Annotated in this window: 17 protein-coding genes and 1 tRNA gene; 9 read left to right on the forward strand and 9 right to left on the reverse strand. The window is 41.3% G+C overall.

The genetic code is table 11. From position 1 onward, the window contains the following. Positions 1-3 precede the first annotated feature (3 nt). Positions 4-801: a 2-amino-3,7-dideoxy-D-threo-hept-6-ulosonate synthase gene (locus tag ACC612_RS09360; protein ID WP_371854265.1), complete on the reverse strand. Its 798-nt coding sequence runs from the start codon at positions 799-801 to the stop codon at positions 4-6. 128 nt (positions 802-929) lie between these two features. Next, a complete protein-coding gene (locus ACC612_RS09365; protein WP_371854266.1) occupies positions 930-2,297 on the reverse strand; it encodes an ATPase domain-containing protein in 1,368 nt (455 codons plus the stop codon). A 172-nt stretch (positions 2,298-2,469) separates the two neighbouring features. Here ACC612_RS09365 and ACC612_RS09370 point away from each other — a divergent pair, with 172 nt between their 5' ends. Beyond that, positions 2,470-3,039: a GMP synthase subunit A gene (locus ACC612_RS09370; protein ID WP_371854267.1), complete on the forward strand. Its 570-nt coding sequence runs from the start codon at positions 2,470-2,472 to the stop codon at positions 3,037-3,039. Between the two features lie 18 nt (positions 3,040-3,057). Here ACC612_RS09370 and ACC612_RS09375 read toward each other — a convergent pair whose 3' ends face one another. The 3 genes from ACC612_RS09375 to ACC612_RS09385 form a co-directional block, all read right to left on the reverse strand. Further along, on the reverse strand, positions 3,058-4,377 hold the full coding sequence (locus tag ACC612_RS09375; RefSeq protein ID WP_371854268.1) for a signal recognition particle protein Srp54: 1,320 nt from the start codon (positions 4,375-4,377) through the stop codon (positions 3,058-3,060). A gap of 79 nt (positions 4,378-4,456) precedes the next feature. Further along, positions 4,457-5,302, reverse strand: coding sequence for an EamA family transporter (locus ACC612_RS09380; RefSeq protein ID WP_371854269.1), 846 nt, complete (start codon positions 5,300-5,302; stop codon positions 4,457-4,459). A 123-nt stretch (positions 5,303-5,425) separates the two neighbouring features. Next, positions 5,426-5,500 (reverse strand) — tRNA-Met (locus tag ACC612_RS09385). 382 nt (positions 5,501-5,882) lie between these two features. Here ACC612_RS09385 and ACC612_RS09390 point away from each other — a divergent pair. Both ACC612_RS09390 and ACC612_RS09395 read left to right on the forward strand, forming a co-directional pair. Further along, positions 5,883-6,308: a Zn-ribbon domain-containing protein gene (locus ACC612_RS09390; RefSeq protein ID WP_371854270.1), complete on the forward strand. Its 426-nt coding sequence runs from the start codon at positions 5,883-5,885 to the stop codon at positions 6,306-6,308. Positions 6,309-6,329: 21 nt separating this feature from the next. Beyond that, positions 6,330-7,088, forward strand: coding sequence for a heparan-alpha-glucosaminide N-acetyltransferase (locus tag ACC612_RS09395; protein ID WP_371854271.1), 759 nt, complete (start codon positions 6,330-6,332; stop codon positions 7,086-7,088). A 19-nt stretch (positions 7,089-7,107) separates the two neighbouring features. Here ACC612_RS09395 and dinB read toward each other — a convergent pair whose 3' ends face one another. Next, the gene (gene dinB / locus ACC612_RS09400; RefSeq protein WP_371854272.1) at positions 7,108-8,190 is read right to left on the reverse strand and encodes a DNA polymerase IV; all 1,083 of its coding nucleotides are present in this window, start codon (positions 8,188-8,190) and stop codon (positions 7,108-7,110) included. Between the two features lie 146 nt (positions 8,191-8,336). On the opposite strand from dinB, the gene ACC612_RS09405 reads away from it, so the two are divergent. The 4 genes from ACC612_RS09405 (at position 8,337) to dapB (ending at position 10,676) form a co-directional block, all read left to right on the forward strand. Further along, positions 8,337-8,624: a hypothetical protein gene (locus ACC612_RS09405; RefSeq protein WP_371854273.1), complete on the forward strand. Its 288-nt coding sequence runs from the start codon at positions 8,337-8,339 to the stop codon at positions 8,622-8,624. A 172-nt stretch (positions 8,625-8,796) separates the two neighbouring features. Next, positions 8,797-8,991 (forward strand): 30S ribosomal protein S17e, encoded by a 195-nt coding sequence (locus ACC612_RS09410; RefSeq protein ID WP_371854274.1) that lies wholly within the window; start codon positions 8,797-8,799, stop codon positions 8,989-8,991. Positions 8,992-9,012: 21 nt separating this feature from the next. Then, positions 9,013-9,888: a 4-hydroxy-tetrahydrodipicolinate synthase gene (dapA, locus tag ACC612_RS09415; protein ID WP_371854275.1), complete on the forward strand. Its 876-nt coding sequence runs from the start codon at positions 9,013-9,015 to the stop codon at positions 9,886-9,888. Then, positions 9,885-10,676, forward strand: a complete 792-nt coding sequence (dapB, locus tag ACC612_RS09420; protein WP_371854276.1) for a 4-hydroxy-tetrahydrodipicolinate reductase — start codon at positions 9,885-9,887, stop codon at positions 10,674-10,676. The genes dapA and dapB overlap by 4 nt, the downstream gene beginning before the upstream one ends. A gap of 60 nt (positions 10,677-10,736) precedes the next feature. Here dapB and pyrI read toward each other — a convergent pair whose 3' ends face one another. From pyrI to ACC612_RS09435, 3 genes are all read right to left on the reverse strand, one after another. Then, positions 10,737-11,225: an aspartate carbamoyltransferase regulatory subunit gene (gene pyrI, locus ACC612_RS09425; RefSeq protein WP_371854277.1), complete on the reverse strand. Its 489-nt coding sequence runs from the start codon at positions 11,223-11,225 to the stop codon at positions 10,737-10,739. Continuing rightward, complete coding sequence (gene pyrB / locus ACC612_RS09430) at positions 11,222-12,148, reverse strand: aspartate carbamoyltransferase (protein WP_371854278.1); 927 nt, start codon at positions 12,146-12,148, stop codon at positions 11,222-11,224. Before pyrB ends, pyrI begins: the two co-directional genes overlap by 4 nt. A gap of 64 nt (positions 12,149-12,212) precedes the next feature. Beyond that, the gene (locus tag ACC612_RS09435) at positions 12,213-12,662 is read right to left on the reverse strand and encodes a DUF5788 family protein (RefSeq protein ID WP_371854279.1); all 450 of its coding nucleotides are present in this window, start codon (positions 12,660-12,662) and stop codon (positions 12,213-12,215) included. Between the two features lie 123 nt (positions 12,663-12,785). Here ACC612_RS09435 and hxlA point away from each other — a divergent pair, with 123 nt between their 5' ends. Both hxlA and ACC612_RS09445 read left to right on the forward strand, forming a co-directional pair. Further along, a complete protein-coding gene (gene hxlA, locus ACC612_RS09440; RefSeq protein WP_371854347.1) occupies positions 12,786-14,054 on the forward strand; it encodes a 3-hexulose-6-phosphate synthase in 1,269 nt (422 codons plus the stop codon). Between the two features lies 1 nt (position 14,055). After that, positions 14,056-14,823 (forward strand): A24 family peptidase C-terminal domain-containing protein, encoded by a 768-nt coding sequence (locus ACC612_RS09445; RefSeq protein ID WP_371854280.1) that lies wholly within the window; start codon positions 14,056-14,058, stop codon positions 14,821-14,823. Positions 14,824-14,838: the final 15 nt, after the last annotated feature.

The following is a 14,838-nucleotide window of genomic DNA, read 5'->3' on the forward strand; positions in this document are numbered from 1 at the left end:
GTTTCACTTAAGTAATTCAAGAGCTTCTTCTACAGTACGATTCTTATGCACTATCTCTGTTATTGCTCTTGTAATTTTTGTGGGATTTTCATGCTGGAACACATTTCTGCCAATGGCTACACCTCTACTGCCTGCATCAATGGCACCTCTTATCATTTCCAGGAATTGCTCATCGGTCTCTGTCTTAGGACCTCCTGCAATTACCACAGGCACTGGGCACCCTTTTACCACATCTTTGAAAGAATCAACATCTCCTGTGTATACAGTTTTAACTACATCGGCTCCAAGTTCAGCTCCTACTCTTGCAGCATGGGCTACCATCACAGGATCATGTGGATTTGTGACTTTTTTGCCTCTGGGGTACATCATGGCAAGTAAAGGTATGCCCCAGTTATTGCAGTCTTCAGCAACTTTACCGAATTTCTGGAGCTGGTCAGCTTCTGTCTCTGAGCCGACATTTACATGTATGGATACCGCATCTGCTCCCATTTTCATGACCTCTTCCACACTGCAGACCTGTACCTTGTTGTTTGGGTCAGGTCCAAGGGACGTGGATGCACTCATGTGCACTATCAAACCGACATCATGGCCGTATCCACGGTGTCCGTGCTTTATCATACCTTTTTGCATAAGGACTGCATTTGCTCCGCCCTCAGCAACTTTATTGATAGAATCCGCAATGTTAGTAAGACCTTTTATGGGGCCGTCAGATATTCCATGGTCCATGGGTATGATCACCATGTTTCTGCTGTTCCTGTCCATAATCCTTTCAATACGTATACTCTTTCCTATTTCTGACATCTTTATATCTCCATATGAATGTATTTTTGCCGTGCTAGTATGTTACACACTAACACGGCATGGTATATAAAGTTTTTTCCAGACTAGTCTTTGAGATAAAGTATGGAAAAAAGATAATTGACTGGCTTTTATTCGGGATTGGATTTTTTTATCGTAAAGCCATTTGAGTTTATGTCATACATAGCATGCCCTTTTTTATGGTCACTGCCCCTCATCTTGATCACAGATAGGGATTTCTGCAGATTATCTGATTTTAGGTCTTGTTTTAATGTTATGATGGTGTCTGTAATTGGTGCCATCTGTATGTCAGAAATCTTCGAGAATTCTGTATTCTCCATGGTAAGGCAGTTAAAAAGTGCTGTAACACCTTTGTTCCTGAATAGCCTTGTTAGGGCAGCTATGTGCTGTGTCCTTTCGGCAGGATTTGAAATGGCATAATCAAAACCCTCTATTGTATCTAAAAGTACTCTCTGTGCGCCTATTTCCTTTATCGCTGCCTTTATCTGAGCCATGTGTTTGTTTGGGTCCAAGGAAGCTGGCAATTCATGAATGATTTTAATAACTCCTTTTTCTTCCATTCCTTTTAGATCCCATCCAAAATTAGCAGCATTTGAGTATAACTCTTCTGGAGTTTCTTCAAAGCTCAGAATGATTCCAGCTTCTCCTTTTTTTGCCCCTTCTACAATGAAATGAAGTCCAAGAACAGTTTTGCCGGTACCTGTAGATCCTGCTGAAAGATTTGCAGTTCCTTTTAACAACCCGCCTCCTATCATTTCATCAAGCAAGGGTACACCGCTGGATATACGCTCTGTAGAAACTTGTATGGAATCGTTAGTTAGTACAATATCTTTTGGGTAGATTGATATGCCTTCCGTTCCTATCTCAAATGTATGTTCTCCGTGAATGGATGACATCCCGCTCACTTTCATTAATCTGATGTGCCGTTTGGTGTTCCATGCATCAAGGTTTTGGGAAAGGTATATAATATTGTCTACGATGTCACTTATTACATTGCTTTTTGCATTTTCCATTTCCAGAGTTCCTGTAAAATAGACAACTGCATTCCATTCATTGATCGCTGAATTAAGCGAATACATGAATCTACGTCTTTCTGCTTCTGGGAATCCAAAACCTATAGGTGTTACAGAGTCTATCAATATCCATTTAGGCTTAAGCGAATTTACAATATTCCCCAGCTCTACAAGCATAGTGAGAGGATCTCTTTCCACACTGCTCACATTAAAGGTGCGAATGTTGATATTCTCTTCAAAGAAACTATATCTTGAAAAGATTTGCCTAATTGATGCTTCTGTTTTGGAAGAAATGGCTACATATAGTACTTTTTCTCCTTTTTTTGCTGCAGCACATAAACTCTGTATTCCGAGTGTGGTTCTTCCTGTTCCGGGTGTTCCTACAATAAATGTGGTCGAAGGACTAAGAACCCCTCCACCGAGGATCTCGTCCAATCCTTCTATTCCAGTAGATATAATATCCAAAAAAACATCCTCGTGAGATTTTAATTATTTGCGATATATTATTTATGCTCTATAAGTATTTATTTATACGCATTTCTGAATAGGACGCCCCACTTTCTCTTTTGTATCAAAATAGCATATGTATTTATATTGATTCGCCCTACTTGCGATAAACGCCTGGTGGGTTAATACCATGAAAACAATGAAGATCCTTGTTATCAATAACTATGGTCAATTCTGCCATCTCATCCATCGTACTGTTCGTGATCTGGAAATGGAAACCAGTATCATATCAAATACCTCTTCTGTGGAGGATATTCTCTCTAAAGAACCTGACGGGCTGGTGCTCAGCGGTGGCCCGACAATGGAAAGAGTAGGTAATTGTGCACAATATATTAGGGAAATTGATCTCCCTATCCTGGGTATATGTCTTGGTCATCAGGTAATGGCTAAAGCATTTGGTGGAGAGGTTGGACCTGGAAAATATGGGGGATATGCTGAGGTTGAGGTTGAGATCCTTGAAGAGAATGATATCCTTCAGGGTATGGCTCCTAAAACATCTGTATGGGCTTCACACGCAGATGAAGTAAAAACTCTTCCGGAAGACTTCGTCTGGCTGGCAAGGTCCGATATTTGTGAGATCGAAGCTATGAAGCATAAAACAAAGCCACTTTATGGGGTACAATGGCATCCCGAAGTTGCCCATACTGAAAAAGGTCAGGATCTGTTTTTGAATTTCTTAAAAGTATGTGAGGAATATTGACCTCACATTTCACTGCCTTTACATGCCAAATTTCTTCATCATCTTTTGCATATTGAATTTGCCGCCACGCAATCCCTTCATGGTGTTCTGCATTGTTTTATAGTAGCGCAGCAATTCTCTGACGTCATCTGGACTGCATCCGGAGCCTATGGATATTCTTTTTATCCTGTTACTTCCTATGAGGCGAGGATTAAGCATTTCTTCTTCTGTCATGGAATCCATGACCACTTTGTACCTTGATAACTTGTCGCCAGTTACTTGATAAGCGTCTTCGGGTACCTTTATTCCCATGCCTCCCAGAGGCAGCATCTGCATGATTTGTTTCATTGGACCCATTTTGTTCAGGGTTTCCAGCTGTTTGTACATGTCCTTGAGGGTGAATCGTCCCCTCATCATGGCTTCCATGTCAAGTTCTTCTTCCTTTAAGTGGTCCTGGGCTTTTTCTATGAGTCCTTTTATATCGCCCATACCAAGCAGTTTAGATATGAATCTGTCAGGTTCGAATTTTTCCAGGTCCTCAGGTGTTTCTCCTACACCAATGAATGCGATGGAGGAATTTGTTTCCGAAACGGCAGATATGGCTCCACCACCCTTTGCTGTACCATCCAGCTTGGAAATGACAACTCCTGATATGCCTATAGAGTCATTGAAAACTTTTGCTTGTTCGCTTGCCTGCTGGCCAATTGCACCGTCAAGTACAAGCAGTTTATAATCGGGATGTGCAATAGCATGGATCTGCTCCATTTCCTCTATAAGATCCTTTTCAAGAGAGTGGCGTCCTGCGGTGTCTATTATAATCACATCGTATTTTTCCACTTCTTTAAGACCTCTTCCTACAATACCCACTGCATCCGGGTTTCCTTCCTCTCCATAAAAAGTGACGTTAAGTTTGCCACAAAGCGTTTTCAATTGCTGGTATGCTCCGGGCCTGAATGTGTCTGCGCATATTACTGCAGGTCGCAGACCTTTACGCTGGAAATAACGTGCAAGTTTTGAGGTGGTAGTGGTCTTACCGCTACCCTGAAGCCCTATCATCATTATCTTCTGGGGTTTCAGAGGAATGTCAGTACCTTTACCGATGATATTGATAAGTTCCTGATAAACGATCCTTATTACGTGCTCACGTGGGTTCATGCCCGAAGGTACTTCTTCCTTCATAGCACGCTCCTTGATGTGATTTGACATCTTCATGACAAGCTTGACATTAACATCAGCCTGCAGCATTGCTCTTTGGATGTCCTTTACCACTTCATTTACTGTGTGTTCGTCTATCCTGCCGGACTTGACGAGTTTCTTAAGTGCATCCTGTAAGGAGCTTCCGAGTTTTTCCATTACCATTTAAGGATCGCCCTGTTCAGTTCTTTTTCAGTATTAAAGGGTTGCCTTTATTTAATTATATTGTAAGACTTTGTCAATATCAAGAGGATATTAATATAATAGCTGCAAGTGAAATTAATATCCCTATCCATTGCCTTATTCTTATTCTCTCTTTTAATATTGCCCATGCCAGAATAACTGTGGCTGCAGGATATAAGGATGATATAACGGCAGCGATGTCGAGCCGTCCTACTTGGGAGGCCAATGCGAAGAAAGTGTTGCCGCCTGTATCAAAGATGCCTGCAAGGATAACTATGGGTAGAAGGTTACGGGTGGGCAATTCATGTTCTCTTTTCAATATGTGGTAACCAGTCAGCATTCCTACTGAGGCTATCCTGGAAGCTACAAGAGGCCATAACACAGCTTTTTCACTCACGTGATCTATTGAGATAAGAAATAGACCAAATCCTATTCCAGCCATCAGTGGAAGAGAAAGATCATTCAGGACAATGCCCTTTGTGTTTTCATTACCTGATATGAGCCAAACTCCTGTAAATGCTATTCCAAAGCCTGCAAACATGTAAACTGAAGGCATGCCTTCAGTAAATATATTGAATATCACAGGCACTACAGCTGTGATGACTGCCGCAACTGGAGCCACTATTCCCATTTTTCCACTTGAAAGCCCTCTGTACAAGGCAAGAAGTCCAAAGCAACCGCATATTCCTGCAATGGCTCCCCAGAATATGCTGGATTTATCGGGTAATTGTTCAGCCAACAGCAAGGCAGATACTATAAGGAGTATAGTTCCTATGATCTGGGAGATTAGAACTACGCCATAAACATTGGAACGCTTTGTGGCTATGCCCCCACTGAAGTCTCCTGCACCCCAGCAGATTGCAGATGCAAGTCCAAATAAGATAACATGTAGGTCGGAATTTATCATTGTATTCACTGTCGCTACTTTGTAGCAGTAAATCAATGTACTTGTAATTATTCTGGATAAAAAACATAAAGCTTAGTTTAGTAAAAGCAAAAATGTTAGTACAGGTGATTAAGTTGAAATTAGTAGCGGGGAATGGATTCGAACCATTGGTCTACGGGTTATGAGCCCGTCGGGATCTCCTGGCTACCCTACCCCGCTTCATATTTTATCTGTTTTCTCAAGAATGAGGTACTCCCCTTCAACGGTATCATTACAGATAAATGTTGCGATGGAAAGGGGTGCAGAAAAATATATGTAAAGGGGAGTTAAAACCTATGACTCTTTACTATGAATATTAATCAATATTAATTAAATTATTCTCTAAGTTCTGATGTGTAGTAACTAGGGGATATATAGAACAATATAATTTCTGCAGAGAGTTTGTCAATGATGACTACAGTGTGTTCCTCCTCTAAAAGCCCATAAAATGATGCTCTGATACTGTTTTCTACTTTTTATTGGATAATGCCTGGAACGATGGAAGGCATCCGGGTAGGAATAGTTTTAATATATCCCTGTGCTTATTAAAAAACGGTGAAGTATGTCACATAAGTGCACCAGATGTGGAGAGATATTCGTTGATGGAGCTGCAGTTATATTAAGCGGCTGCCCTTCATGTGGATGGAACAAGTTCCTCTACGTCAAAGGTCCTGAAGAAGAGCAGCCAGTTCCAGAGGCAGCCGATTCGGAGGTCCTTGACGAAGCCCACAAGCAAGAGACTCCGGCAGAGAAGCTCATAAAAGAGATCGATGAGATCATAGGTATAGAAAAACAGGAACGTACTGTCGTAGAGGAAGATGGGGACAGGGTAGAGTCTGTCAGAATACTGGCTCCGGGTTCTTACGAACTTAATCTGGATTCTCTTTTGCAGCGGAAGGAAATAGTTATGGCCATCAAGGAAGATGGCACATATGCTCTACATCTTCCATCTGTATTTAAGTCTGAGAAGAAAGAAAAGAAAAAATGATTTATTCCGGAGCAGCGTGAAATGCGCAGCGTTTATGGCCGGTTCTGGGAAATAGATGCACTGAGGGGAATTGCCATAATTCTCATGGTGCTGTTCCATTTTATTTATGATCTTGTTTTTTTTGATGTATTACAGGTTGAAATCAGGTCAGGGCTGATGTTTTATATTGGCAGAAGTGCAGCTCTTCTTTTTGTTTTTCTGGTAGGGGTTTCCTTAACCTTGAGTCATTCCCGGAACAAGATATCAGGTTCACAGATTAGCTTTAAAAAATACCTGAATAGAGGTTTCCACATCTTTCTCTGGGGCTTGGTTTTTACTATGGGGAGCTGGCTACTCTTTCCTAATGAGGTCATTGTCTTTGGCATTCTGCATTTTATTGGTGTAGCGATCATATTGTCATATCCTTTACTTGAATATCGTCTTGCTAATTTTGTTGGTGGATTGATTGTTTTTCTTCTGAGTAAATTCGTGGAGAGCTTCACAGTTGATTTTCCCTGGCTGGTGTGGCTTGGATTCACACCTGCAGATTTCCAAAGTCTTGACTATTTTCCATTGTTTCCATGGTTTGGCGTTATTATGCTAGGGATCTTCGTCGGCAATATATTCTATCCAAGCTACCGGCGTAAGTATGAGTTCATTGATCTCTCCAGCAATCGGTTGATCTATATCCTTGAAATCATGGGTAAAAAATCGCTTGCAATATATATTGTGCATCAGCCAATGCTTGTGTTTCTTCTGTATGTTGCTGGAATCATTGATCTGCATTTCATTGGAATTTAGCAACTGTGTGGTGGGATATTTAAAAATCTGTGATCAATGTTTGTCTCTCATCTATCTTTTCAAGATTTGAGACTCCCACTCCAAGCAACCTGAACTTTCCTGTTCCTATGAACTCTTTCATAAGGTGCAGAGCTTCTCTTCTCATTACATAGAGGTCTGTACTGGCACAAGTTAAGGTTCTGGATCGTGTAAAGGTTTTGAAATTCTCATATCTCACTCTGATAGTGATAGTTCGAAATCGGTACTTATTTTTCAGGAGGGATGAATGTACTTTCTCTGAAAGAGAATAAAATACTCTTTTTATGGTATCGGGATCAGCTATATCTTCATCAAAGGTATCTTCCTTGCTGATGGATTTTACTCCTTCTCTTTCCTCAACTTCCCTCTCGTCTATCCCGTTAGCCATCCAGTGCATTGTAAGTCCAAACTTTCCAAAACGGGCTATCAGCAATTGTACATCATATACAGCTAGTTGTCCGACTGTATCAAGGCCCATTTCATGCAATAATGGTGCTGTTTTCTTTCCAATTCCAGGAATTTTAGATATAGGCAATGGGTTTAGGAATCGCTTCACTTCGTTCGGCCTTACTACAGTAAGACCATCAGGCTTATTGAAATCAGATGCTATTTTTGCAATTCCTTTGTTTGGTGCTATTCCTACAGAACATGTAAGTCCTTCTCGGTGCAGTATATGTTCCTTGATGGTCTTTGCTACATCAATGGCTTTATCATAATCTATGATGTCTCCTCCAAGCTCTATATATGCTTCATCCACACTGACCTGCTGAAATCTGGAAGAGAATTCTCTTAGTATTTCCATTATTCTCGAAGATGTATGTTTATACAGTTCCATGTTAACCGGGAGATATACAGCGTCCGGACATAGTTTGTATGCCCTGGATATGGGCATTCCGGAATGTATGCCATATTTGCGGGCTTCGTAGGAGCAGGTGCTAACTACACCTCTTCCTATGCCATTTTTAGGGTCAGAACCCACTATCACAGGCTTTCCCCGGATTTCAGGTTTATCTCTTGTTTCCACTGACGAATAAAAACTGTCCATATCAATATGCAGTGTTATACGTGGCTGGCAGTTGCTCATTTATTATCTGAGTGTTTATATTCTAATGCAAGGTTATAATTCCTGATCCATGCACAGTGAAAGTAATAGCTTCAGATGTTTCGTCTTTTCGATGTTCCGGTGTATTGAAATAATATCATCTGCTTATTTATCGAGGAGGACATCTCATGTATGTGTACATTTCCATTATGGCCTATGTTGTTGTATTGTTCCTTACATTGAGGGATATCCGTATCTTCAGGCGTACAAGGATAATGTCATATCGAAAAGGAGCATTGAAGGGTATCCTCTCTTCCTTTGTGATGCTTGTAGGAATCATTCTAACGGCAATAAAACCAGAATTAGGTCTGTTGGTTGTGTTCATTGGTCTTTATGTTAACCGTAAGGGTCAAAGAGAAATTGTTTTCAGGCAGGCTAGTACTCTTGACAGATTGCTTGGAAAGACTGATATATGATGCTGTAAATTTATACGCCGTCCAGCACACTGCTTTTGCGCAATGTAGGATAAGGTTAGATGTATCTTTCATTCCAAAAGTTATAAATGCATGAGTAGTAATAAGCTGTACAAATTCCACTCCTGAAAATTCATATTAGGATTATACATTCATAATAAATGGAGATTTATATATGGGAAACATAAGACAGAATAACATTAAGACCATTTCACTTCGCTTGATAGATGCTTATGGTGACGTTTTCACAAAGGACTTCGATACAAACAAGCACCTTGTGACACAGTACACCACAATTGAAAGTAAGGTTATAAGAAACCGTGTGGCTGGCTACGTCACACGCAAGATGACTCACGTACGCATGGAATAAATTTCCAGTCGAAGGGATACCATGTTCGAAGGAGTATTTCCTGCTCTCATAACACCGTTCAATGCTGATAACAAGATAGATGTTGCATCTTTTAAACATGTTGTCGAGTATGTGGAAAAAGGAGGTGTTGCAGGGGTAGTGGCTTGCGGAACGACCGGCGAGTCAGCTACTATGTCCACTCTCGAGCACATGGATCTCATCGATTTGACCGTGGACTGTGCCAACACAACTGTTATTGCGGGTACTGGTTCAAACAACACAACTGAGGCAGTGGAACTGACAAGGCATGCATATGATGCAGGTGCCGACGCAGTTCTGATCATATCTCCGTATTATAATAAGCCAAACAATGCCGGCCTCATCGCTCATTTTTCAAGCATTGCAAGATGTGCTGATATTCCTGTGATCCTGTATAATGTGCCTTCACGTACAGGACAAGATATGCCTTTGGAAGTTATCACAGAGCTTGCCAAGATCGAGAACATCGTAGGCATAAAGGAAGCTAGCGGCAATCCTGTAAAGGTCTCCCGCATAATTGAAACGACTATAGATGATGATTTTGTGGTCCTTTCAGGTGAGGATGGCCTTACATTACCCTTAATGTGTATGGGTGCAGTAGGCGTTATCTCAGTAGTTGCTAATGTTGTACCGGAAAAAATGGTCGACCTTGTGAATGCTGTTCAAAATAATGATCTTCAGACCGCGAAGGCTCTTCATTATGAACTTGCACCACTTACACGTGTTCTATTCTCGGAAACTAATCCAATTCCTGTGAAGAGAGCCATGAATATGTTAGGTCTGGCTAACGGTAGATTAAGACTTCCTCTTGCTCCTTTGAGCAGAGAGAATGAAATGGTTCTTGAAGAAGTTCTAAAGGATCTTGGGTGCATATCATGATAAGAGCAGCAGTTACAGGAGCTTCTGGAAGGATGGGTAAGCTCATCATTTCCAATATTGTCGCTTACGATGGAATAGAGCTTTCAGCAGCATTTGATCTGGTGAATATTGGTAAAGATGCCGGAGAAACTGCACAGGTAGGCAATCTTGGAGTTTCTATTTCTGATGTCAAAGATATGGAACGCGTCCTTAAAGAATCATCCACAGATGTACTGATTGATTTTACGATTGCCGACGCAACTGTTGTAAATGCCCCTAGGGCAGCTTCAGCAGGTGTAAATCTTATAATTGGAACTACTGGCCTTTCCAAAGAACAGAAGCAGATTATAGAAGAAGCTGTTTCTAAGCATGGTGTGGCAGGTATAATCTCTCCTAACTTCTCAGTAGGCGTTAATGTCTTTTTCAAAATACTCTCTGAAGCTTCAAAGTACTTGGGAGATTTTGATATTGAGATAATCGAAGCGCATCATAATAAGAAGAAAGATGCTCCAAGTGGTACTGCCATAAAGGCAGCAGATGTCATCAGCGCTGCGCTGGGAGGCAAAGATTATGTCTATGGCCGTCAGGGTCTTGCTCCTCGTAAGAAAGAGATAGGCATTCATGCAGTGCGCGGAGGGGACATTGTAGGTGATCACACAGTACTGTTTGCAGGAGATGGTGAGCGTATCGAGATAAAACACCAGGCTCATTCCAGGCAAGCATTTGCTTCAGGTGCTGTAAAGGCTGCAGCATGGATATGTAATGCCGGTCCAGGCATGTACACCATGGAAGATATTCTTGGCCTTTAATTCTCTTTTTTCTTCTTTATGTATGCTTTTAAATCTGCGTTCAGAGCTATTAATCTTACTTTATAAAAGATGGTCAGCTATGTTCTCAGAGATTATACGCTCGCAGTAAACGCATCTTAGATTTATAGTATCATTTTCTTCATATACTCGGAATTTGGATGTTATAGGTTCTGAACTGTTAGATATACAGTTAGGATTGATGCATTCCACCATTCCTTCCACGTATTCCGGAATTTTTACAACGTTCTTTTTCAGGACCTTGAAACCCCTTATTATATTGATAGTGGCGTTAGGTGCGATCAATGATATTTTATCAAGTTCTTTCACTTTCAGTTCCCTGTTCTCGATCTTGACCACGTCCTTCTTACCATACTTGCTGGGGGAGTTAATGATAATACTTACAACACTTTCAAATTGTCCCGGCAATTTAAGAATATGCAGCACATTAAGTGCCTGGCCAGCCTTTATGTGATCAATAACAGTTCCATTTTCAATTGGCCGCACCCTAAGTCCGGGTTCCAGCTCAAAGTTAGTATTTTCCGAATTCATTCCATTGCCCCCATTACAAGTGCCAGCAGTGCCATTCTGACAGGCACTCCATAAAAAGCCTGTTTGAAATAGCAAGCATGTGGAGTTTTATCCACAAGCGGGTCAATTTCGTTGACTCTGGGCAAAGGGTGCATTATTTTTAGATTACTTTTAGCATTTTCCAGAAGCTCTGGAGTAATTTGTAAACTACTGGCCACCCGAAGATATTCAGCAGGATCAGGGAACCTTTCTTTCTGTATCCTGGTCACATATAATACATCTACTTCATTGATGGCCTCTTCTATAGAATCAGTTTCTTTCACCTTCATGCCCCTGGCTTCAAGATCTTTGATAATCTCATATGGCATGCGCAGCTCATCAGGTGAAACAAGGGTTATGTCGGCTCCATAATGGGAAAGTGCATAACAGAGGGAATGCACGGTCCGTCCATATTTAAGATCTCCTGCCAATGCTATCTTCACACCTTCGAGTTTGCTTTCCCTCTTTATTGTATAAAGGTCAAGTAATGTCTGTGTGGGATGATGTCCCGCGCCATCTCCTGCATTGATCACTGGCACGCTGGAAAACTCGGAAGCCATGCGTGCAGCACCTTCTTTTGGGTGTCGTAATATAATAGCATCAGCATAACTCTGCACTACACGAATAGTATCAGCAAGTGTCTCTCCCTTTGATATAGAACTCGCGTCCACTGACCCCATGCTCAATACTTCACCACCAAGTCTTATCATTGCAGTTTCAAAAGACATGCGTGTTCTTGTGCTGGGTTCAAAGAAAAGTACTGCAAGCACCTTTCCAGTAAGCATATCAGAACGTTCTTTCATGACAGCTATGGATTCGAGCTTTTCCGCCGTTTCCAGAATGTGATCGATCATCTCTTTTGAGAAGTCTTTCATTGATAAGATGTGCAGGTCTTTGAAATTCATTTATCGTAAAAGGTGTCACATGGGATATAATATTTGCTGGCGGCCTTTTGATTTATAAAGCATTTCATTTATTCTTCTTATCTTTGGTGTCTTTGACAAAAAGTTCCCATTCCTTTTCTTCCACACCTTCACAGACGTGCTTTGTCTCTTGGATATTTTTTCTCCTAGTTTCCTCTTCTATTTGAACAAGATCCATTATAGCTCTCATGATACCTGCTGTCTGATTGAACAAGTTTTTTGCTTCCTCGGAACTTATGTCATTGTGTTCAAGAGCCCCTTCATATTCGTGTTCTTTTTCTCTTAACAAAGAAAGAAACACCTCTATATCCTCAATATCTTTTCTGGAAAATGATGTTTTATTGATGATCTCCCAGATTATCTCGTGCAGTTTGACATTCTTGCCTTTGATTTCGATTTCTTCGGGTATATGTTCGCCTACCCAGAAGAGAGGTCTATGCAACTTGTTCAGCAACACATTTCTTTGGTTGTCTGTGATCTTTTCCTCGTTTTCCAAATAACTATCCTCATATTGGGTTAGGAAGCATTCAATATTAAATCCCTCGATTAAGTTTATAGATATTAAGGTATGTTTAGTAGTAATAAATTATATTCAGAAGGTGATTAGATTAGACCTATCATTCAGGTAGCCCTTGACCTGGTTGAAACAGACCGTGCCGTACAGATCGCAAAAGAAGCTGTAGAAGGCGGTGTTGACTGGATAGAGGTTGGGACTCCTTTGATAAAGAGTGAGGGAATGGAAGCAGTTCGCACTCTCAAAAACTCCTTCCCTCAAAAAATAATACTTGCTGACATGAAAGTAAGTGATACAGGTGCACTTGAAGTGGAAATGGCTTCTAAAGCCGGTGCAGACATCGTTATGGTACTGGCAGGAGCTGATGATTCTACAATTATTGAAGCTGTGAAGGCTGCAAAAAAGTATGGTGTCAAGATTATGGCAGACCTTATATCGATATCAGATCCGGTTTTAAGGTCTGAACAGCTTGAAAAGATGGGTGTTGACTATATCAATGTGCATGCTGGTATCGACCAGCAGATGGTGGGCAGAGACCCCCTGGATGTCATATCTGATATCGTACAGGTCGTTTCTATTCCCGTTGCAGCTGCAGGTGGTCTGGATGCTACAGGCTGTGCCAGGGCGGTTCAGGCAGGAGCCGAAATTGTAATTGTGGGCGGCAACATTATCCGGTCTGCTGATGTACGTTCCTCCTCCCGAAAAATAAGGGAAAGTGTGGACTCGCCTTCTGTTGTAATGGTTTCAAAACCCTCTCAGGATTCTGAGATCCGTAAGTTGTTAATGGGAGTTTCAACTCCGAATATCTCGGATGCTATGCATCGTAAGGGTGTCATGAAGGACATACGTCCCATGCTAAAGGGTAAAAAAATGGTAGGTACTGCTGTAACTATACAGACCTTTGGTGGCGATTGGGCAAAGCCCGTTGAGGCCATAGACATGGCAAAAGAAGGAGATGTTATTGTTATCTACAATGGCAGAAGGGATGTAGCTCCGTGGGGGGGTCTGGCAACTCTTAGTTGTCTGAACAAAGGCATTATGGGCGTTGTTATAGATGGTGCTGTAAGGGATATCGATGACATAACCACCATAGGACTGCCAGTATTCGCAAGTACATATGTACCAAACGCCGGTGAGCCCAAAGGTTTTGGTGAAATTAATGCTGAAATTACCTGTGGGTCACTGCCCGTTAAGCCGGGAGATTACATCGTAGGCGACGATAATGGGGTTGTAGTTGTACCAAAAGAAAATGCCTATGAGATCGCAAGAAGAGCTAAAGAAGTGGAAAAAACAGAAAAGCGTCTTTTTGAGGAGATAAAAAGAGGTGCTACACTTTCAGAAATCATGAAGCTCAAAAAATGGGAGAAGCAGTGATATGATAGATCTCCTCAAAGTCCTCGTGTGCTTGCCCTTTTTGGTATATTCCTGTTATTCCGACATAAAGACCCGCCGGGTATCTAATAAGGTCTGGCCTGTTATGCTGGCTGCAGCTTCACCTCTCATAGTATATGAGATGATCACTTTGGGCTTACCCTACATTCTCAGAACTCTAATTTCGTTCGTAGTAATATTCATTTTTGTGTATATTCTGTTCACAATACATGCTTTTGGGGGAGCTGATGCCAAAGTTCTCATGGTCATATCTATTATCTTACCTCTTTTCCCAAAACTATCACTGAATTCTACTCAACTCCCGTTATGGGGAGTTCCTCTGCTGGATCTATTTACATTCAGTGTCTTTGGCAATTCAGTGCTTCTGACAGTCATAGTACCACTTGGTCTGTTGTTTTATAATATAGTAACAGTTCCTCCTAAAGAGCTCCTCAAAAAACCTCTTTATGCTCTTATAGGCTACAGGCAAAAGATTGCCAGTCTCCAGGAAGGTCATATAAGGTTAATAGAAAGATATGAGGAAACCCCTGATGGCGTTGTGTCAAAATTTACCCGCACAGGTACTTCTATAGATGCCGATACCATCTTGAAGCTCAAAGAATTACATAAAAAAGGATCAATAGGGGATTATGTCTGGATAACTCCAGGGCTTCCATTTATGATCCCTATTACAGCAGGTTTCCTTGTCGCTATTGTTTTTGGTGATATCATATTCTATCTGTCTTTGAATTATCTGGTTCCATCGATCTGACCGGTAATTTTTAGT

The organism is Methanomethylovorans sp. (assembly GCF_041447285.1).
Lineage (GTDB): Archaea > Halobacteriota > Methanosarcinia > Methanosarcinales > Methanosarcinaceae > Methanomethylovorans.